Source organism: Mesorhizobium silamurunense (assembly GCF_014843905.1).
Taxonomy (GTDB): domain Bacteria; phylum Pseudomonadota; class Alphaproteobacteria; order Rhizobiales; family Rhizobiaceae; genus Mesorhizobium; species Mesorhizobium silamurunense.
In genome coordinates this window covers 88,547-106,672 of the sequence record NZ_LPVS01000047.1, presented here as the reverse complement: position 1 = coordinate 106,672, position 18,126 = coordinate 88,547, and the positions used below count along the sequence as shown (strand labels likewise).

Genomic DNA, 18,126 nt, shown 5'->3' with positions numbered 1-18,126 from the left:
CGACAAATCGGGAATCCCCTCCGATTCCGTCAAATCTTGAACCGCTCTAGCTCTGGAGCGCCAGCATTGCGCTCATCCTCCAGCGCCGCCTTCACCAGCGCATTCGCCGCCCATACCGAAAGTGCCTCGCCCTCCGTCGCGCCGAGGCCGCAGACGTCGCGCTGGACGATCAGCGCTTCCCAACCGATCACCATGGCCAGCGCCTGCACAAGCCGGGTCCAGCGGTCCGGGTCCAGCCGGTCCCGCAACGGCGACAACGCCGACTCGATCCATTCGATCCGGCGGTAGCCGCGACGCGGCACGCCTTTCTCGGCCGGGGCGCCATTCGTGTCGACGGTCAGCCGGATCAGCGAACGCCCGAGACGCTCGACCTCAGGGCTGACGTGGTGTAGCGCGCGGACAAGATGCTCCACGCGCGCTTCGCCGTCGTCGCTCGCCTGTTCGATGGCGCGATCGACCGACGCCTGGCTGAGCGCGCCAACGGTTGCATCGAGCAGCAGCTGATCGAAGCTCGGGAAATAAAGATAGACGGTTCGGCGCGAGACGTCGGCCGCGGCGGCCACGTCGTTGACGGTCGGCGTCTCGCCTCGGGCAAGCAGCGCGATCGCCGCGTAAAACCGCATGACGGTGAAAGCCACCGAGGCCAGCACCGGAGGCGGCTTCGGCCTGCTGGAATCCCTGATTGCGCCGGGCTTCTCGCCGCCGCTCCACGTCCATCGCCGCGAGGACGAGTCCTTCTACGTGCTGGAAGGGGAATTGACGATGAAATGCGGCGATCGCACTTTTCGGGCCACTGCGGGTTCATTCGTCTTCCTGCCGAGAAACGTTCCCCACACTTTCGTGGTCGAGGGCGACAAGCCGGCGCGGATGCTGACGCTGCTGACGCCGGGTGGCGGCGAGGGTGTTTTCATTCACGGCGGACGGCCGGCGAAGGCGGAAGGGCTGCCGCCCGCGAGCCCGCCGGACATCGAAGCCCTGAAGCGCGTCAGCGCCCGCTATGAGGCCGAAATCGTCGGGCCGCCAATGGCGCCGGCGGCCAGCGCTTAGCTCCGCTACAGATGCACGTAAGCCGTGAGCGGCAAATGATCGGAGGCGACCCGCGACAGCGGCGTGTCATACGCTTCCACGGCGGAAACCATGCCGTGCCGGTTGCCCATGATCCGGTCGAGCGCCAGCACGGGTAAGCCCGACGGAAAGGTGGGCACCGCCGGCGGCGGACCGAAGGTGGAGTGCAGCGTGTTGAGCGCCGAGCGGTTGCCCAGCCGCCATTCGTTGAGGTCGCCGAGCAAGAGCGTCGGCCTTTCATCGGCGCTGCTCATGATATCGAGCACCACGCGCGCCTGTTCCGAGCGCGAGCGGCGCAACAGGCCGAGATGGGCCGCGATCACCCGCAACGCCCGGTTCTCGTCGAGGTCGATCTCGGCGACCAGCGCCCCGCGCGGCTCAAGGCCCGGCAGCTTGATCTGGTGAACGTCGCGCACGGTGCCGCGTTTGAACAGAAGCACGTTGCCGCGCCAGCCATGTGCCTTGCCGTTTCCGGTGACCGGTACCGGCACCAGCCCCGTTTCGATTTCGAGACGGTTGAGGTCGAGCAGGCCGGCGCGGTCGCCGAAGCGGTTGTCGGCCTCCTGCAGCGCGATCACGTCGGGGCTGATTTCGCGGATGACGCGCGCGGTCCGCTCGGGGTCGAATTTGCGGTCGGTGCCGATGCATTTGTGGACATTGTAGGAGGCGACCACCATCTCGGCGCCGCCGACCCGTTTGGGCGGCGTCGCTTTCGCCTTGCGCATCTTTCTGCCGCGGATCGACAGAAGCACGGTCTCCGGAAGGCTGCGTCCGTTTCTCTCCATGGTTCCTGCTGCTCGTCTTCCTTGCCTATAGATAGGGCGATCCCAGCCACAGCAATCGGTCGAAAACGCGAATGACGAAAGGCCGGGCCTTCAGCGTCTGCAGCGTCACCGGCTGGGCGGACGCGATCGCGGCGCCGATACGGGCCTCGATCTCGGCGGCGAAGTTGGCATCCAGAATCTCCATGTCGATCTCGAAGTTCAGCCGCAGCGAGCGGGCATCGAGATTTGACGAGCCGATATAGGCCCATACGCCGTCGATCGCCATCAGCTTGGAGTGGTCGAACGGGCCTTCGTGGCGCCAGACGCGGCAATAATGCTTCAGCACCTGGTCGAACTGCGCCGTCATCGCATGGTCGACAAGGAAGAGGTTGTTCACCGCCGGCACGACGATGTCGATCTCGACGCCGCGCCGGCCGGCGGTGGTCAGCGCGCTGATCAGCTCCCGGTCCGGCAGGAAATAGGGTGACATGATGCGGATCGACTTGCGGGCGACCGAAAAGGCGCCCATCAGCAGCTTGTGGTTGGTTTCGTTCGAGGCATCCGGACCCGTCGCCACGGCTCTAACCAGCATCGGCTGGCCGGGCGGGGGCGCGGCTCGTTCGACTTGCCAGATGTCGCCCTTCAGCGCCTCGTTGCCGGCGAAGCGCCAGTCCTCGGCGGCGACCGAAAACAGGTCGGCTACCACCGGCCCGGTGACTTCGAAATGCGTGTCCCTGGAACTGTCGGAGCCGGCGAATTCGGCCGAGAATCCCTTGCGGATGTTCATGCCTCCCGTGAACGCCACCATGCCGTCGACGACCAGGATCTTCCTGTGGGTTCTGAGGTTCGCATAGGGAAGTCTCAGTCCCATGACGATGTTGCCGTTGAAGAGGTCGACGGCGACGTAGGCTTCCCTCAGCTGATGGAGAATGCTGGGCACGGAATAGCGCACGCCGACGGCGTCGATCAGAACGCGCACCGCGACGCCGCGTTTGACCGCGCCGGCAAGCGACTGGACAAAAAGCTGGCCGACGGCGTCATTGTCGAAAATATAGGTCTCGAGAAGCACGCTTTTTTGCGCGCCGTCGATGGCCCGGCACATCGCCGCATAGGCCTCGTCGCCGGTGTTGAGCACGCCGATCGAGTTTCCGGAAGTCAGCGGCCGCCGCGCCACCCTGTCGCCGAGCGTCTTCAGCCCGATGAAGCGCTGGCCATATTGAGCGCTGATCAACGCCTCCATGGCCACGTCGCGGTCATGCCCTGCCTCGGCGGCCTCGCCGGTGACGGGCCGCATGGCGCTGATCGTCGCGCGGCGGATGCGATTGATGCCCGCGATGGCGTAGATGATCGCGCCGAGGAAGGGAGACAGCAGCATCACGCCGACCCAGCCGGTGGCGGCGCGCACGTCCTCCTTCGTCATGATGGCGTGGACGATACCGACGGCCGCCATCGCCAACGACAGGAGAAGGATAAGTGTAGACCAGTGACTCGCTATCGCCTGCAACATCGGCCCGAATATTGAGCGAGGACGAGCGGAAGGCAATCCGGGTGGTCAGTGCAAGACGGGGAAAGCTCTTGGCGGGTGATCGGAGGCTGGATTGGTAGCCAAGCTGTTGTCCTGGTCGCGCCAATCGGGTCGCGTCACCCGCCCTGAATCCGCCCAGCCAAGACCGAGCGCCGAACCGTCAGAGCACCGCGCGGCGCCAGCGTCCGATATGCACCCCACCCAAGCGCATCCGGCGACGTTGCACCTCATCCAGCACGCAGCACCGTTCAAGCGTCGCCGGCGCCGTCGGACCTCCCATTTTCAACCCGGGCGGATATTCTGGTTGCGATGGAAGACGTTGTCGGGGTCGTACATGGTCTTGACCTCCGCTAGCCGGTCGTAGACGGAGTCGCCATACGCCTCGCGGACCCGGTCAGGGTCTTCGTCGTCGCCGAGGAAGTTGACGTAGACGCCTTCGCGGAAGCGGCCGAGGGCGGCGAAGAACCTTCTCGCCCAAGCGGTATCGTGGTCTCCGAAGTCCTCGCCGGGCTGCCAAACACCATCGAGGGTGATCGCGTGCGACGCCTGCCGATTCCCAAACGCCGTCGCGCCGTCGGCGACTCGGCTCACCGCCCCCTGCAGATGGAACATCGCCACGTACGACCGTGGCGACGAGCAGGAGAACGCATGCTCGTTGATCACGTCGATGAGGTCGTCGCGGAGTTCGGGGAGGTGGGTAGACTTCCAATAGTAGTTCCAACCGTGGACGACAGTCGAGTCGAGCGCGCTCTGGAGTCCCACATACGGCGCGGGCCCGACCAGGTCGAGGAGGGGAGTCCGGAATGTGCGGAGCGGGCGTAGCGCCCTCTCACCGTCTGCGATCGGCCCGGCGAAACAGGTACCGATCATCATCACCAGGCGCCAGTGCAGATCCTCGGGGATGACCGGTAATGGTGGCGCGGCGCCGAACCTCACGACCGTGCCGAGCTCGTCGGGAGCGTCATGGAGGAAGTCGCGGTAGAAGCGGAGGACCTCGCCCGCGTCGTTTGTATCCCAGAGGATCGGTCCCGCCAGGACGATGGGCCCGACGGGGTGGAGGCGGAACTCGAACGAAGTGACCACGCCGAAGTTGCCGCCGCCGCCTCGCAACGCCCAGAACAGGTCGGGGTTCTCGTGCTCGGATGCCTGCAGCAACTCGCCATCGGCCGTCACGACGTCGACGGCGAGAAGGTTGTCGACCGTGAGGCCGTGTTTGCGCATCAGCCAGCCGACGCCACCGCCCAGGGTGAGCCCGGCAACTCCGGTGTGGCTCACGATACCGCCGGTGGTGGCCAGACCGTACGCCTGCGTTTCGTGATCGACGTCGCCCCACAGCGCGCCACCCTGCGCCCAGGCCCTGTTGCAGGCGGGATCGACCCGCACGGCCCTCATGGCCGAGAGGTCGATGACGATCCCGCCTTCGCAAACGGCGGTGCCCGCCACGTTGTGGCCCCCGCCGCGTATTGCGATCTCCAGATCGTGGTCGCGTGCGAAACGCACGGCCGCGACCACGTCGGCAGTCCCAATGCACCGGGCGATCAGGCGCGGGCGCCGGTCGATGGCACCGTTCCAGATTGCACGGGCGATATCATAGTCGGCATGGTCGGCACTGATCAGCCGACCTCGGAACCCGTCGATTTCCACGACGGTTGACTCCTTGCTCCTGCGGCCGACTTCCGCAATCGTCGGTGTCGTCATCGTGTCCTCCTTTTTCTCGGCGGCCATCGAACCACCGCGGAGCGCGGCCGAACAGTCAAAAATCTGGACTTCACAATCGAAGGCGGGCGCGCGACACTGGCGTCATGAGGACATACGGCCAGTATTGCCCCATCGCTCGCGGTGCCGAGATCTTCGCCGAGCGCTGGACGCCGCTTATCATCCGCAACCTGCAACTTGGCTGCGGAAACTTCAGCGAGATCTTGGAGGGCGCCCCGGGACTCTCCCGTACCCTGCTCTCACAGCGGCTCAAGCAGCTGGAACGGCTCGGTGTCGTCGAGTCGGGGCCTAAGCCCGACGGGCGCGGACATCACTACGAGCTCACTTCGGCGGGCCACGACCTCTTCGCGGTCTGCCAGTCGCTTGGCGAGTGGGGTGCGCGTTGGCTCGAGATCGCGCCCGAGCACCTCGACCCCTTTGTGGCCCTGTGGTCGATGAGCAACGCGCTCCGCCGAGACCGACTCCCGGATCGACGTGTCGTCATCCGCTTCGACTTCACCGGCCGACCGTACCGTGAGCGCTACTGGCTACTCATCGAGCTCGGAGACACGGAAATCTGCAAAAGAAACCCCGGCTTCGACGAGGACCTCTACATCACGGCGGACGCCGAAGCCTTCGTCAAATGGCACGCCGGCCAACTCAGCTGGGCCCAAGCCACCCGCGAGGATCGCATCCGGCTCGATGGCTCCCCGGCGCTCATAAGAGCATTTCCAGCTTGGAACGCCCGCAGTACGTTCGCCCACATCAGGCCGGTCTCCCGCGCCGCCACGACCCCGCAGGCTGACATACGGCAGCGTAGCTTCGCTTGAGCGATTATCGCGCGAGGCCATGAGAAAGAGGAGCGCCGCGAACGACGCAAGTGTTAATGCGTCGGCCGCATCTCCCCGGGCATTTGGGTGTGGCAGGTGACCGCTCCTGGCATATAGCGGGCATTTAGGCCTGTGCGGTCGTCATTCGCTGCGGTGCCAAATCCTACGCTCGCCTCGCCACCAACCGCAGCCACGGCCCAAGGTGGAAGGCGGCCATCAACAGATACATCGGCACCATGCCGCTGAGCACGGAGGCCGCGGGGCCGGACATGCACGTCATGTCCTGGCCGCCATAGGCAGCCGTCAGCAGCGCCATGATCGCGAAGGTGGGGGCCGCCGCGAGACAGAGCCAGTCGGCGACGCCGAAGCCGCTCAGGCCGGCCGGGCGAGGGGCGGGATTGTCGATGCTCATGATCTCCACCTTCCAAACTGGTCAGGCTCTCGGGAAAGATCGGCTCTGGCGGCGCGGTCGATGCCGCCAGAGTCGCTTCACGCTCAGGCGTTCTTGTTGCGGAACGCCGCTTCGCCGGCGTCCGACACCTCGACCCATCTCTGGTCGGGGGCGGCGCCTTCCTCATAGCTGTCGTGCCAGTTCCACCACTTGTAGGTCTGGGTTTGCGGATAGCCCTTGGGCGAATCCTCCCAGACTTCCTGGCGGCCGAGCGGCGTGACGTCGAGATAGCTCCAGACCGTGCCGAACGCCTCGTCGCCGCGGTTGTTGACGAAATAGGTCCGGAAGATGCGGTCGCCGTCGTGGATGAAGACGTTGTGGCCGTGCCATTCGTCGACGCCGAAATCCTTATCCCAGCTGTCGGTGATGGTGTACCAGGGCATCTTCCAGTCCATCCGCTCTTTCAGCCGCTGAATATCGGCCTGGGGCGCGCGCGAGGCATAGGCAAGCGTGGTGTCGCGGGCATTGAGATGGGCGAGGTTGCCGACCTGGTCGGCGCCAAGCGAGCAGCCGCGGCAGGCGTGCTCCGGCCAGCCATAGACGCCTGGCTCGAAGAAGGCACGGTAGATGACCAGCTGCCGGCGGCCCTCGAACAGGTCGAGCAAGCTCGCCTTGCCGTTCGGGCCTTCGAACACATAGTCCTTCTCGACAAGCATCCATGGCATGCGGCGCCGTTCCGCGGCGAGCGCGTCGCGGGCGCGGGTGAGGGCTTTTTCTTTCACGAGCATCTCTTCGTATGCGCCTTCCCAGGCTTCTGGCGAAACGACCGGTGGTGTGTGCATTTGCTGGGTCATTGCTCATTCTTTCGGTTTGGTTGAGGGTGACGCGAACAGACATAGGACCGGACGGCGCGATGGTGAGAGTTACAAGTGTGACGCGATTTGATCCGGCGGCCCCAGAAGCAGGCATTGCATGGACTCGCTGATTAATGCCGCCGGCCGGGCGTTGGCGTCGGGAGACCCGCTCGGCGCCCTGAAACGCGTCGCGCTGCGCGACGACGCGCCGGCACTGGCGCTGCGCGGCATTGCCATGGCGCAGCTCGGCGATTTCGCCAAGGCCAAGACACTGTTGAAAAGTGCCGCCCGCGCCTTCAGCCCGAAAGAGGCGGTGGCGCGTGCTCGCTGTGTCGTCGCCGAGGCCGAGATCGCGCTGGTCTCGCGCGATCTCGGCTGGCCGGAGAAGGCGTTGCGAGCCGCCCGAGCTACGCTTCGAGCGCATGGCGATCGGGTCAATGCCGCCTATGCCGGCAGCCTCGAGGCCCGTCGGTTGATCTTGATCGGCCGCCTCGATGAGGCCGAGCGCCTGCTCGCCGGTTTCGATCCGGCGCCTCTGCCGCCGGTCGCGCGCGTCGCGCATGAGCTCGCGGCGGCGGGCATCGCGGTCAGGCGGCTGCGGACGAAGGCTGCGCGCGCGGCGCTTGGCCGGGCGGCGCTCGCGGCCTACGAAGCCAACATTCCTGCGCTGAAGGCCGAAGTCGAAAGCGCGTCGCTGGTGCTGAATACGCCCGTCGCTAGGCTCGTGGCGAACGGCTTGGAGACGCCGCTCCAGCTCGACGAGGTCGAGGCGCTGCTCGCATCCGGCGCGCTCGTCGTCGATGCCTGCCGCAATGTCGTGCGCAAAGCCGACACGGTCGTCTCGCTGGCGACGCGGCCGGTGCTGTTCGCGCTGGCGCGCACGCTGGCCGAAGCCTGGTCGGCCGATGCGTCGCGGGAGGTGCTGCTGAGGCGCGCCTTCCGCGCCAGGCACGCCGATGAATCGCATCGGGCGCGACTCAGGGTCGAGATGGGGCGGCTGCGCGCCGAATTGAGCGCGTTGGCCGAAATCAACGCAACGGCGGCCGGCTTTGCGATCACCCCGCTGAATGCCGCCGAGGTGGTGGTGCTGGCGCCGCCTGTCGAGGAGGAGCACGGCGCGGTGCTCGCCTTCCTGGCCGACGGCGAGTCCTGGTCGAGCTCGGCGCTGGCGATCGCGCTCGGCGCCAGCGCGCGCACCGTGCAGCGGGCGCTGGAGGAGCTCTCCACGCAGGACAAGGTGCAAGCGGTCGGGCGCGGCAGGGCGCGCCGCTGGATGACGCCACCGATGACTGGATTCCCGACCGTCTTGTTACTCCCGGGGCCGCTGCCGAGCGACTAGTCTGCGGCCATTGTTCAAATGGAGATCAAAATGAAACGAGCCGCTGCTGAGATCCTACGGGAATATGGACCCTTTCCGGACGCCGAGCGCGTCAATGGCGTCACCTATGACGGCAAGAATGTCTGGTTCGCCACCGGCGACAAGCTGAAGGCGCTTGACCCGGAGAGCGGCGCGATCGTGCGATCGATCGACGTCGCCTCGCATGCCGGGACCGCCTTCGACGGCGAGCACCTCTACCAGATCGCTGAGGATCGCATCCACAAGGTCGACCCGAAGACCGGCAAGGTCGTCGCCACCATTCCGGCCCCCGGCAATGGCGGTGACTCGGGCATGGCCTGGGCCGAAGGTTCGCTCTGGGTCGGCGAATACAGGGCGCACAAGATCCATCAGATCGATCCTGAAACGGGCAAGGTGATCCGCACCATCGAGTCGAAACGCGTCGTCACCGGCGTCACCTGGGTCGATGGCGAGCTCTGGCATGCCACTTGGGAAGGCGAGGAGGGCGATCTGCTGCGCATTGATCCCGAGACAGGCGACGTGCTGCAGGAGGTGACGATGCCGTCTGGCGTGTCGGGACTGGAATCCGATGGTGGCGGCTGCTTCTTCTGCGGAGGCGGCAGCAGCGGCAAGATCAAGGCCGTGCGCCGTCCCGGATACAACCAGGACTCGACCGTCAGCAAATAGCCGGTAGGCCGAGCTGCCAATCCGGCGCTGACGGGAAGTTACGCTCACCAAGCGGGATCTCGGCCCTATGACGGTTAGAATGACACCGCCTCAGTTCCATTGACAAAGGTCGCGCCCCGTCGCTCCATTAGGTCTTCCTAAAAAGGGAGGCAGCGATGGCGTACACGTATCGGTGCAAGGACTATCCGGGAATGGAAGCCTGTCCCGGGAGCTTCACGGCAGAAAACGCGGAAGAGGTGATGAAGCACGTTGAGCTTCACGCCAGGTCCGCGCATGGTGAAGACCCCAGCCAATGGTCCCAAGAGGACCGGAAACAGCTACAGGCTATGATGATCGCAAGCTAGGCCTACTTCTGGATCAGGCCGCCTCGCGCGCCGGCCGGGCAACGCTCTTGTTTGAGATCTGGCCGGCATTCGGTCTGTCGATATGCGCCCAGGCCGGCCGCTCGAACAGGAACGTGCCGAAGCCGGTGCGCTTGACGATGAAATAGAGAATGACCGGGCTGACGACCGAGACGAGCAGCACCGCGAGGCTGAGCATGCCGGTATCGGTCAGAAGGCCGCTTGCAAGTGCTGCACCGCGGAAGATCGACATCGGGATGGTGAAGGCGACATAGACGACAAGCGAATGCTCGCCGAGCCACCGCAGCAATTCCATCGAGGCGAATTTCGACAGGAAGCCGCCGGCGACGCAGAGCGCCACCGCGCCCGCGACGGCCAGCGTAAGATGCAGCGGCGGCCATGCCGCCAGGCCCATCTGCATGCCGACGGGCTCGACGGCATAGCCCGGTGAATAGACGAGCAGGCCGTTGACGACCGCCCACCCGACCAGGCCCGCAACGGCGATCGCCGGACGGTCTTGCGTCCATGCCACGAGCCGGAACACCAGCGGCGCCATGACGAAGCCGAGATAGAAGAACACGAAATAGGCGGCGAATTGCGTGAGGGCATAGCTGTCCGAATGCGGCGCCCACATCTGGAGCGCCGCGGCGGCCGGGATGACAATCCAGTGCGGCGTGTTAAGCTCGCGCAAGACGCGCGCGACGAGGCCGAACACCGCCAGCATGTAGATGAACCACAGCACGCCGTAGGGTTGGACGACAGCCATTGCGAGATCATGCAGCATACCGGCAGGATCGCGGCTGAAGATGCCGATCTTCAGCCCGATCGAGATGATTGCCCACAACACGTAGAAATAGAGATAGTGGACGACGCGCCGGTCGATATAGCGCCGCCACGGCCGGTCGATCACCTGCGACAGGAACAGGCCAGAGATGAGAAAGAATTCCGGCATGCGGAACGGCGTCGCGAAGCCGATGACATAGTTGAGAAAGCCGACGCCGCCAGTATATTCACCGGTGTTGTAGGCGGAATACATCATCACCACCAGGATGATGGAAAGACCTTTTGCCGTGTCCACCCACGGCATGCGCATCGGGCTGCTCATGAACGATCTCGAGGAAAATTCACCTGCCCCATAGTACCGGACAGGCTCACCCCTAGCAGCATGAAGCTTCGGATATCGTAAACGCGGGTTTTCTTGCAGCGGCTAGCCGTCGCTTCGTGCCGGCGTTAGCGCTGTCGTCTGTTGCATCGCCACCGCCACGATCACGCCCGACAGGAAGGTAAGCGCCGCGATTGATCCGATCGCCGCGACGAAGCCGAAGAAGTCGGCGATGAGACCTGCCGACAGCGCGCCCACCGCATAGCCGAGATCGCGCCAGAAACGGTAGACGCTGAGCGAGCGCGCCCGCCAGGAGGGATGCGAGGCGTCCGATACCGCCGCGATCAGGCTCGGATAGACCATCGCCGTGCCGAGGCCGAGCAGCAGGCTCGCCAGCAGCCACCAGCCGAAATCGCGCGTCATGGCGGTAGTGAGAAGCCCTGCGGCCTGCACCCACATGCCGGTGACGATCAGGCCCTTGCGGCCCCACCGGTCGCTGAGCGGCCCGGTCGCGACCTGGAAGACGCCCCAGACGGCAGGATAAACTGCCTTGAGGATGCCGATCCGCTCGACGCCGAGCCCGTTGGCGGCGAAGAAGAGCGGAAAAAGCCCCCAGCTCATGCCGTCGTTCAGATTGTTCACCAGGCCCGCCTGCGAGGCGGCGAACAAATTGCGGTCACGGAGCGAGGTCAGCATGAAGATCTCGCGGAAGCTGAGCGGAGATGCCTGTTTCGCGTCGTTGGCGAGTTCCAGCCGCACATGCGCGCGCGTGTCGCGCACGAGCAGGATCGACAGCGCGGCCCCGAGCATCGCGTAGCCGACGCCGAGATAGATCGGCACCGGGCGCAGCCCGTAGCGGCTGGCCAGATAACCGGTGAGGAAGGCGGTGACGCCGACCGCGAGATAGCCGGCGAACTCGTTGAGACCGACAGCGAGGCCGCGTGATTTCGGCCCGACGAGGTCGACCTTCATGATGACCGTCATCGACCAGGCAAGCCCCTGGTTGATGCCGAGAAGCGCGTTGGCGGCGACGATCCAGCCCCAGCTTGGCGCCCAGATGATGATGAAGGGCACCGGCAGGCCGAACAGCCAGCCGAGGACCAGCACGCGCTTGCGGCCCCATGTGTCGGCGAGCTGGCCGGAGACGAGATTGGCGCAGGCCTTGACCACGCCGAAGCTGACGATGAAGGAGACGACGAGCGTGGTGGAAGCGACGCCGAATTCCTCCGCGCCGATCAGCGGCACCACGGTCCGCTCGATGCCGACCATGCCGCCGACGAAGGCGTTGATCAGCACCAAGAGCGCGAACTGCTTCCAGTTGGCCTTGAGGCCGAGCGCAACGGCCGGCGCCGCTGCGCTCACGATTTGGCTCCAGCGTTCGCGGCCCGGGTGCGGGCGGCATCCCGCGGCGGGGGAGGGATGTCGGCGGTCATCGCGGCGACGAACTGGTCCTCGTCCTCGATACGGAAGGCCTTGTTGAAGCGCCGCTCGAAGCCGATCGTCGATGTCGGCTTGCCGCTCAGCGAGCGGCCGCAGACCGAGCCGGAATAGGCGCCCGGCAGCACCTCGATGTGATCGGCCAGCTCCTTGAGGCGCCGCACGCTGGCATAAAGCGCGCGGGCACCGTCCTCGGCGCTCGAGGCGAGCTCGGTGCGGCCGAGATCGCCGACCATCAGCGTGTGCCCGGTGAGCACGAACCAGGGCTCGGCCGACCGCGTCCGGTCAGTGACGAGCAGGCTCAAATGCTCCGGCGTGTGGCCCGGCGTATGCATCACGGTGGCCGTGACGTTGCCGAGCTCCAGCACCTCGCCGTCCTTCACCCGACGGAACGGGAAGCCTGCCTCGGCGCCCTCGAACAGCACGTATTCGGCGCCGGTCGCCTCGGCGAGCGCCCGTCCAGCCGAGACATGGTCGGCATGGATATGTGTGTCGACGACATAGAGGATGCGCATGCCGGTCGCGCGCGCCGCCTCGACATAGGGCGCGATGTCGCCGACCGGATCGACGACGGCCGCGCAAGCCTTGCCGCCGCAGCCGAACAGATAGGAGGCGGCGACCGGATCGGTATGCAGGAACTGCCTGAGAATCATCGCTTTTCCTCCGCACTGCCGGCCGCGGCGGGCGAGCCGCGCGGCTTGACAGCAAGTCGAAACTGTCATTCAATCATTTCATTGAATGACGATGCGTCGCTGAAAGGTCGATGTCAATCCGCAATCCGAAGCAGGCGCTTTACGAGCAGTTCGCGATCGTCGCCAAGGCGCTCGGCCATCCGCTGCGCCTGGAGATGATCGAGCACCTCGCGCAAGGCGCGCGCAGCGTCGAAGCGCTTGCCGCAAAGCTCGGCCAACCCGTCGCCAACATCTCACAGCATCTGCAGGCGCTGCGCCGTGCCGGTATTGTCTCGGCCGAGCGGGATGGCAAATTCGTGCACTACGCGCTCGCGGATGAGAGCGTGCTCGATGCCTTCGCGTCGGTGCGTGCCGTTGCCGAGCGGCACGTTGCCGAGGTCGACCGTATCGTGCGCGGCTATTTCGACGCGCGAGACCAGATGCTGCCCGTAAGCCGGGACGAACTTCAGGCCCTCATGCGCGACGGGCTGGTGACACTGATCGACGTCCGTCCGCCGGATGAATTCGCGCTCGGCCATGTGCCCGGCGCGATCAATGTCCCGCTCAGCGAAATCAAGGTCTGGTCTGTGGGAGCCGCTGCCGACCGCGAAGTCGTCGCCTACTGCCGCGGTCCATGGTGCGTGATGTCCTTCGAAGCAGTGTCCGCGCTGCGCTCGCTCGGCCATTCCGCGCGCCGTCTCGAGGACGGCATGCCGGAATGGAAGGCCGCCGGCCTGCCGGTGGAGATGGCCGCCTGATGGTGTGGCCAATTAGACTGCGTGGATGCCCGCGAGCGGAAGGCCACTGAGCCGCCACTGCGATGCGGACCGCTTTGCGCCCAAAGCAGATCTATGACTGGCCCGGCTCACCACCTTCAAGGCGCCAGTTGTTCCTGAAGCGGTTGGATCAGCGTCCGTGCCGCAGCTTTCCCTGCCGAAAGGATGCGGTCCGACAATTCCGTTCCTTCCATGGCGCGGGCCAGTTGAAGCGCGCCGATGAGGGTCGAAAACACGCCCAGCGCAACGGCCTCCGGATCCTCCGTCGGCGGCAGAGCTTCAGCTATCTGTCGCATCAAGGATTGAACGCGCTCGGCATAAAGGGCCCGCGTTTCAGCCGGCTGCCGTGCAATTTCCGGCAACAGCGCGGCAGAAGCGCAGCCCTTTCCAGGATTGTCCCGGTGGTCAGCCGATAGATACGCATCTATGGCCATTTCCGGGCCGCCAGTGGCCAGTGCTTCCTGCAATTGATGCGACTGCGCGTCCAGGGCCGCCGCCACGCTTTCACGGACGAGCTCCGCCTTGGACTGAAAGTGCGGATAGAAGGCCCCGTTCGTCAGCCCGGCCTCGCTCATGATGGTCGCAAGGCCGGACGCCGCGATGCCGTCGCTACGAAAGCGGTCGGCGGCGACCTCCATGATCCGGCCGCGTGAGGCATCCTTCCGGCCCTTTTCGTAGCGCATGGCAGCCATTCCTTTCGCTATTGCATTATGATCATAATTGGATATTATGAGTGTAATTCAACCGACGTGAAAATGCTAGCCCTCATGATTTTGGAGAACGAAATGAATGCGAATTCCGGAAGAACTGCAATCGTGACCGGAGCCTCCTCGGGCATCGGCCGCGCCAGCGCCGAGGCATTGGCGCGGGCGGGGTTTACTGTCTTCGGGACAAGCCGCCGCAAAGCCGGCAATGGCCCGGACGGGGTGACGATGCTGGCATGCGACGTGACCGATGGTGAGGCCGTTACCGCGCTCGTTTCGACGGTGCTGTCGCAAACCGGCCGGATCGATCTCCTGGTCAACAATGCGGGCGTCGGCCTGCTTGGAGGCGCCGAGGAATTCTCGGTTCCACAGGTGCAGGCCCTGTTCGACGTTAATCTGTTCGGTGTCATCCGCATGACCAATGCGGTGTTGCCGTCGATGCGGCGGCGCGGCGAAGGGCGCATCGTCAACATCGGCTCAGTGCTGGGACTCGTGCCGGCGCCGTATTCAGCGCATTACTCGGCGGTCAAGCACGCGCTCGAAGGCTATTCGGAATCGCTCGACCACGAGGTTCGTGCCTTCAATGTCCGCGTCTCGGTCATCGAACCGGCGTTCGTGCGCACCGTCTTCGACCAGAACGGAATCCAGCCGGACTCCCTGTTGAAGGAATACGATCGGGCTAGAGCCGGGCTCGAAGCGCTCCTCCGCGACGTGATGCCTGTAGCCGATCGGCCGGAAGTAGTGGCCAAGGTGGTCGTCAAGGCAGCGACCGATGCCCGTCCGCGACGGCGCTACACCGCCGGCAAGGCAGCGCGCCAGGTCAGCCTGCTGCGCCGCTTTGCCCCTGCGGACATATTCGACAAGAGCTTGCGCAAGCAGTTCCGCCTTCCGGTCTGAACAACAAATTCGGCCAAGGATTTTACGCACATGCGACTGGCAACCAAGGCGTTCCGCCATGCCTGACGCCTTCTCCCGAGCCGACTGTTTCAAGAAACACTTTTCAGAAAGTCACTGCCATGAAAGCATTCGTCGTCGATAAATATAACAAGGAGGGCATTTTGCGATTGGCCGAGATGCCAGTGCCGAACGTCGGGGATAATGATGTCCTGGTCGAGATCCATGCAGCAGCCGTGAACCTTCTGGATTCCAAGGTCAGAACCGGAGAGTTCAAGCTGATCCTGCCTTATCGCCGGCCCTTCATCCTGGGCCACGACGTGGCTGGGACGGTTATCCGCGTGGGATCGAAAGTCCGCAAGTTCAAACCCGGCGACGATGTCTACGCGCGGCCGCGCGATGGACGGGTTGGCACATTCGCCGAGTTCATTGCCATGGATGAAGCCGACGTGGCTTTGAAGCCCAAGAACCTCAGCATGGAAGAGGCGGCCTCAATCCCGCTGGTCGGCCTGACCGCCTGGCAGACGCTCGTTGAAAGGGCAGGTTTAAGGAAGGGGCAGAAGGTCTTCATTCAGGCCGGCTCCGGCGGCGTGGGGACGTTCGCCATCCAACTGGCAAAGCACCTCGGCGCGGCCGTTGCAACAACTGCGAGCGCGGCGAGTGCCGATCTGGTCAAGGGGCTCGGCGCCGATGTCGTCGTCGACTACAGGAAAGACGATTTCGACAAAGTCCTGTCGGGCTACGACGTCGTCCTAAACAGTCAGGACGCCAAGACGCTCGAAAAATCCCTGAACGTGCTGAAACCGGGTGGGAAGCTCATATCCATCTCCGGTCCGCCTGACCCCGAATTTGCCCGAGCGAAGGGACTGAACCCGGTGCTGAGGCTGTTACTGCGCCTGTTAAGCCGGGGTATCCGGGCCAAAGCCAGGCGCCGTGGCGTGAGTTTTTCGTTCCTTTTCATGTGGGCGCAGGGTGATCAACTGAGCAAGATCACTGCTCTCATCGAATCCGGAGCGATCCACCCGGTTGTCGATCGGGTTTTTCCATTCGAAGCGGCCAACGAGGCTCTGGCTTATGTCGAAACAGGGCGCGCCAAGGGCAAGGTCGTCGTCAAGGTCAGGTAGCAACTCCTGGTTTTGCTTCACATCAGCATTCAGGCAACGCCAAAGCTGATCCATACGGCCGAAGTTAGCCGCAAAGCAGACCGGCAAAACATGCCGTTGGTCGGCCCGCCTGGTCGCAGGCGAGCCGTGGCAGCTGGAGCGCTGCGGAAACGTCAGTCCTTGGCGCGCTCGACATAGGAGCCGTCGGCTGTCATCACCACCACGCGCGTGCCGGCGCTGATATGCGGCGGCACGGCGGTGCGCACGCCGTTGGAAAGCACGGCCGGCTTGTAGGAGGAAGACGCGGTCTGGCCCTTGGTGACCGGCTCTGTCTCCACGACCTCGAAAGTGGCGCGTTGTGGCAGCACCAGCGAGATCGGCACGCCGTTGAACTGCGCCAGCTGCACTGCCATGCCTTCCTGGAGATAGGGAGCCATGTCGCCGACCACGCCTTCCGTAGCCACGACCTGGTCGTAGCTTTCCGGGTTCATGAAATGGAAGCCTTCGCCGTCGGAATAGAGGAAGGTGTGCTCGCGCTCCTCGACATAAGCGCGCTCGACCATCTCGGTCGTGCGGTACCGCTCCGAAACCTTCACCCCGTCGCCGATGCGGCGCATGTCGAGCTGGGTCACCGGCGTGCCCTTGCCAGGGTGGATGTTTTCGGCAAAGAGGATGACATAGAGCTTGCCGTCCTTATCGACGACGTTGCCTTTGCGTAAGGAACTGGCGATGACCTTGACCACGATATTCAATCCCAATCGAGTTTTTCGGCCTGCAAGCGTCGATTGCCGCGAAGCGGCGACGGCGGCCTTCGCGTGCGCCCTAGCGCATCTTGCGCCGAACCGCCAGTCTTCTCGGCGATTTTCCCGCTCATGACCGGCGCTTCGCCCTGGTGGACGCCGCATATTCATGCCGACCGCCGGCCAAGGCTCATGGCGCGCAATGCCATCGCCGCCGCCTTGCGCGGCTGGTTCGCCGACCGTGACTTCGTCGAGGTGACGACGGCCGCGCTGCAGGTCTCGCCCGGCAACGAGGCGCATCTTGCCGCTTTTGCCACCGAGGCAATCGGACCGGATGGGATAGGACAGCCGCTCTATCTCCATACATCGCCGGAATTCGCCTGCAAGAAGCTGCTTGCCGCCGGCGAGAAGCGCATCTTCAGCCTGGGCGCTGTTTACCGCAACCGCGAGCGCGGGCCGCTCCACCATCCCGAATTCACCATGCTCGAATGGTACCGCGTCGGCGAAACTTATGAGCGCCTGATGGCCGACTGCGTCGAATTCCTGGCGCTCGCCGCCGAAAGGGCCGGCGCCAAAAGCTTCCGCTTCCGCGGCCGCGAGGCCGATCCTTTCGCCGAACCGGAGCGATTGAGCGTGGCGGAAGCCTTCATGCGCCATGCCGGCATCGACCTGCTGGCGACTGTCGCCGTCGACGGCAGCACCGACCGCGAGGCGCTCCACGCGGCGCTGGTTCGCGCCGGCCTGCGCACCGCGCCCGACGACAGTTGGGCCGACTTGTTCAGCCGGGTGATGGTCGAAAAGGTCGAGCCGGCGCTGGGGCAGGGCCGGGCCACCATCCTCTGCGGCTATCCGGTGTCGGAGGCAGCCCTTGCCCGGCCGAGCGCGGAGGATCCGCGCGTCGCCGAGCGCTTCGAGCTTTATTGCTGCGGCGTCGAGCTTGCGAATGCCTTTGGTGAACTCACCGATCCGGCCGAGCAGCGCCGCCGCTTCGTCGCCGAGATGGACGAGAAGGAGCGCGTCTATGGCGAGCGCTATCCGCTGGACGAGGATTTCCTCTCGGCATTGGCCATCATGCCGCAAGCCAGCGGCTCGGCGCTCGGCTTCGACCGGCTGGTGATGCTGGCGACGGGAGCACAGAAGGTTGAGGATGTAATCTGGGCGCCGGTGGCAGGCTAGCCTCTCGTCGATTTGATGCCGCTTCGGCAAAGCTT

The 18,126-nt window shown here is 64.8% G+C and carries 20 protein-coding genes; 9 read left to right on the top strand and 11 right to left on the bottom strand.

Translation table 11 applies throughout. The features are described from left to right. Window positions 1-29: 29 nt before the first annotated feature. On the bottom strand, window positions 30-623 hold the full coding sequence (locus tag AU465_RS13425; RefSeq protein ID WP_192247848.1) for a TetR/AcrR family transcriptional regulator: 594 nt from the start codon (window positions 621-623) through the stop codon (window positions 30-32). Here AU465_RS13425 and AU465_RS13420 point away from each other — a divergent pair. After that, entirely contained in the window at window positions 622-1,047 is a 426-nt protein-coding gene (locus tag AU465_RS13420) for a cupin domain-containing protein (protein ID WP_192247844.1), read from the top strand. The genes AU465_RS13425 and AU465_RS13420 overlap by 2 nt on opposite strands. 5 nt (window positions 1,048-1,052) lie before the next feature. On the opposite strand, the gene AU465_RS13415 is transcribed toward AU465_RS13420, so the two are convergent. From AU465_RS13415 to AU465_RS13405, 3 genes are all read right to left on the bottom strand, one after another. Continuing rightward, complete coding sequence (locus tag AU465_RS13415) at window positions 1,053-1,850, bottom strand: endonuclease/exonuclease/phosphatase family protein (RefSeq protein ID WP_192247841.1); 798 nt, start codon at window positions 1,848-1,850, stop codon at window positions 1,053-1,055. Between the two features lie 25 nt (window positions 1,851-1,875). Further along, window positions 1,876-3,336: a phospholipase D-like domain-containing protein gene (locus tag AU465_RS13410; RefSeq protein ID WP_192247838.1), complete on the bottom strand. Its 1,461-nt coding sequence runs from the start codon at window positions 3,334-3,336 to the stop codon at window positions 1,876-1,878. A gap of 300 nt (window positions 3,337-3,636) precedes the next feature. Continuing rightward, window positions 3,637-5,079: an FAD-binding oxidoreductase gene (locus AU465_RS13405; protein ID WP_246506069.1), complete on the bottom strand. Its 1,443-nt coding sequence runs from the start codon at window positions 5,077-5,079 to the stop codon at window positions 3,637-3,639. Between the two features lie 77 nt (window positions 5,080-5,156). Here AU465_RS13405 and AU465_RS13400 point away from each other — a divergent pair, with 77 nt between their 5' ends. Next, on the top strand, window positions 5,157-5,879 hold the full coding sequence (locus AU465_RS13400; RefSeq protein WP_192247836.1) for a winged helix-turn-helix transcriptional regulator: 723 nt from the start codon (window positions 5,157-5,159) through the stop codon (window positions 5,877-5,879). Between the two features lie 163 nt (window positions 5,880-6,042). Here AU465_RS13400 and AU465_RS13395 read toward each other — a convergent pair whose 3' ends face one another. Both AU465_RS13395 and AU465_RS13390 read right to left on the bottom strand, forming a co-directional pair. Then, a complete protein-coding gene (locus AU465_RS13395; RefSeq protein ID WP_376774853.1) occupies window positions 6,043-6,291 on the bottom strand; it encodes a hypothetical protein in 249 nt (82 codons plus the stop codon). 83 nt (window positions 6,292-6,374) lie between these two features. After that, complete coding sequence (locus AU465_RS13390; RefSeq protein WP_192247833.1) at window positions 6,375-7,124, bottom strand: DUF899 domain-containing protein; 750 nt, start codon at window positions 7,122-7,124, stop codon at window positions 6,375-6,377. A gap of 118 nt (window positions 7,125-7,242) precedes the next feature. On the opposite strand from AU465_RS13390, the gene AU465_RS13385 reads away from it, so the two are divergent. The 3 genes from AU465_RS13385 (at window position 7,243) to AU465_RS13375 (ending at window position 9,491) form a co-directional block, all read left to right on the top strand. Then, window positions 7,243-8,463 (top strand): helix-turn-helix domain-containing protein, encoded by a 1,221-nt coding sequence (locus tag AU465_RS13385; protein WP_192247830.1) that lies wholly within the window; start codon window positions 7,243-7,245, stop codon window positions 8,461-8,463. A 30-nt stretch (window positions 8,464-8,493) separates the two neighbouring features. Continuing rightward, the gene (locus AU465_RS13380; protein ID WP_192247827.1) at window positions 8,494-9,147 is read left to right on the top strand and encodes a Vgb family protein; all 654 of its coding nucleotides are present in this window, start codon (window positions 8,494-8,496) and stop codon (window positions 9,145-9,147) included. Window positions 9,148-9,302: 155 nt separating this feature from the next. Beyond that, on the top strand, window positions 9,303-9,491 hold the full coding sequence (locus AU465_RS13375; protein ID WP_192247823.1) for a DUF1059 domain-containing protein: 189 nt from the start codon (window positions 9,303-9,305) through the stop codon (window positions 9,489-9,491). Between the two features lie 13 nt (window positions 9,492-9,504). Here the strand turns inward: AU465_RS13375 and AU465_RS13370 are convergent, their stop codons facing one another. The 3 genes from AU465_RS13370 to AU465_RS13360 all read right to left on the bottom strand — a co-directional run bounded on the left by AU465_RS13370 (window position 9,505) and on the right by AU465_RS13360 (window position 12,680). Then, complete coding sequence (locus tag AU465_RS13370; protein WP_192247818.1) at window positions 9,505-10,593, bottom strand: acyltransferase family protein; 1,089 nt, start codon at window positions 10,591-10,593, stop codon at window positions 9,505-9,507. 102 nt (window positions 10,594-10,695) lie between these two features. Beyond that, window positions 10,696-11,952 (bottom strand): MFS transporter, encoded by a 1,257-nt coding sequence (locus AU465_RS13365; protein ID WP_312891249.1) that lies wholly within the window; start codon window positions 11,950-11,952, stop codon window positions 10,696-10,698. Beyond that, complete coding sequence (locus AU465_RS13360) at window positions 11,949-12,680, bottom strand: MBL fold metallo-hydrolase (protein ID WP_192247815.1); 732 nt, start codon at window positions 12,678-12,680, stop codon at window positions 11,949-11,951. Before AU465_RS13360 ends, AU465_RS13365 begins: the two co-directional genes overlap by 4 nt. A gap of 110 nt (window positions 12,681-12,790) precedes the next feature. Between AU465_RS13360 and AU465_RS13355 the strand changes: the two genes are divergently transcribed. Beyond that, complete coding sequence (locus AU465_RS13355; protein WP_192247812.1) at window positions 12,791-13,456, top strand: ArsR/SmtB family transcription factor; 666 nt, start codon at window positions 12,791-12,793, stop codon at window positions 13,454-13,456. Between the two features lie 116 nt (window positions 13,457-13,572). On the opposite strand, the gene AU465_RS13350 is transcribed toward AU465_RS13355, so the two are convergent. Then, the gene (locus AU465_RS13350; RefSeq protein ID WP_192247809.1) at window positions 13,573-14,157 is read right to left on the bottom strand and encodes a TetR/AcrR family transcriptional regulator; all 585 of its coding nucleotides are present in this window, start codon (window positions 14,155-14,157) and stop codon (window positions 13,573-13,575) included. 102 nt (window positions 14,158-14,259) lie between these two features. On the opposite strand from AU465_RS13350, the gene AU465_RS13345 reads away from it, so the two are divergent. Both AU465_RS13345 and AU465_RS13340 read left to right on the top strand, forming a co-directional pair. Beyond that, the gene (locus tag AU465_RS13345; protein WP_192247806.1) at window positions 14,260-15,075 is read left to right on the top strand and encodes an oxidoreductase; all 816 of its coding nucleotides are present in this window, start codon (window positions 14,260-14,262) and stop codon (window positions 15,073-15,075) included. A 119-nt stretch (window positions 15,076-15,194) separates the two neighbouring features. Beyond that, window positions 15,195-16,196, top strand: coding sequence for an NADP-dependent oxidoreductase (locus AU465_RS13340; protein WP_192247803.1), 1,002 nt, complete (start codon window positions 15,195-15,197; stop codon window positions 16,194-16,196). 152 nt (window positions 16,197-16,348) lie between these two features. On the opposite strand, the gene efp is transcribed toward AU465_RS13340, so the two are convergent. Then, window positions 16,349-16,918 carry an elongation factor P gene (gene efp / locus AU465_RS13335; RefSeq protein ID WP_192247801.1) on the bottom strand — a complete coding sequence of 190 codons (570 nt, stop codon included), beginning with the start codon at window positions 16,916-16,918 and terminating at the stop codon, window positions 16,349-16,351. Window positions 16,919-17,047: 129 nt separating this feature from the next. Between efp and epmA the strand changes: the two genes are divergently transcribed. After that, the gene (gene epmA / locus AU465_RS13330) at window positions 17,048-18,091 is read left to right on the top strand and encodes an EF-P lysine aminoacylase EpmA (protein WP_192247798.1); all 1,044 of its coding nucleotides are present in this window, start codon (window positions 17,048-17,050) and stop codon (window positions 18,089-18,091) included. Window positions 18,092-18,126: the final 35 nt, after the last annotated feature.

Excerpts from the sequence above, each read along its gene's own strand:
- AU465_RS13420 (WP_192247844.1), top strand. The coding sequence starts at position 622 with ATGACGGTGAAAGCCACCGAGGCCAGCACCGGAGGCGGCTTCGGCCTG.
- AU465_RS13425 (WP_192247848.1), bottom strand. The coding sequence starts at position 623 with ATGCGGTTTTACGCGGCGATCGCGCTGCTTGCCCGAGGCGAGACGCCG.
- AU465_RS13415 (WP_192247841.1), bottom strand. The coding sequence starts at position 1,850 with ATGGAGAGAAACGGACGCAGCCTTCCGGAGACCGTGCTTCTGTCGATC.
- AU465_RS13410 (WP_192247838.1), bottom strand. The coding sequence starts at position 3,336 with ATGTTGCAGGCGATAGCGAGTCACTGGTCTACACTTATCCTTCTCCTG.
- AU465_RS13405 (WP_246506069.1), bottom strand. The coding sequence starts at position 5,079 with ATGGCCGCCGAGAAAAAGGAGGACACGATGACGACACCGACGATTGCG.
- AU465_RS13400 (WP_192247836.1), top strand. The coding sequence starts at position 5,157 with ATGAGGACATACGGCCAGTATTGCCCCATCGCTCGCGGTGCCGAGATC.
- AU465_RS13395 (WP_376774853.1), bottom strand. The coding sequence starts at position 6,291 with ATGAGCATCGACAATCCCGCCCCTCGCCCGGCCGGCCTGAGCGGCTTC.
- AU465_RS13390 (WP_192247833.1), bottom strand. The coding sequence starts at position 7,124 with ATGACCCAGCAAATGCACACACCACCGGTCGTTTCGCCAGAAGCCTGG.
- AU465_RS13385 (WP_192247830.1), top strand. The coding sequence starts at position 7,243 with ATGGACTCGCTGATTAATGCCGCCGGCCGGGCGTTGGCGTCGGGAGAC.
- AU465_RS13380 (WP_192247827.1), top strand. The coding sequence starts at position 8,494 with ATGAAACGAGCCGCTGCTGAGATCCTACGGGAATATGGACCCTTTCCG.
- AU465_RS13375 (WP_192247823.1), top strand. The coding sequence starts at position 9,303 with ATGGCGTACACGTATCGGTGCAAGGACTATCCGGGAATGGAAGCCTGT.
- AU465_RS13370 (WP_192247818.1), bottom strand. The coding sequence starts at position 10,593 with ATGAGCAGCCCGATGCGCATGCCGTGGGTGGACACGGCAAAAGGTCTT.
- AU465_RS13360 (WP_192247815.1), bottom strand. The coding sequence starts at position 12,680 with ATGATTCTCAGGCAGTTCCTGCATACCGATCCGGTCGCCGCCTCCTAT.
- AU465_RS13355 (WP_192247812.1), top strand. The coding sequence starts at position 12,791 with ATGTCAATCCGCAATCCGAAGCAGGCGCTTTACGAGCAGTTCGCGATC.
- AU465_RS13350 (WP_192247809.1), bottom strand. The coding sequence starts at position 14,157 with ATGCGCTACGAAAAGGGCCGGAAGGATGCCTCACGCGGCCGGATCATG.
- AU465_RS13345 (WP_192247806.1), top strand. The coding sequence starts at position 14,260 with ATGAATGCGAATTCCGGAAGAACTGCAATCGTGACCGGAGCCTCCTCG.
- AU465_RS13340 (WP_192247803.1), top strand. The coding sequence starts at position 15,195 with ATGAAAGCATTCGTCGTCGATAAATATAACAAGGAGGGCATTTTGCGA.
- epmA (WP_192247798.1), top strand. The coding sequence starts at position 17,048 with ATGACCGGCGCTTCGCCCTGGTGGACGCCGCATATTCATGCCGACCGC.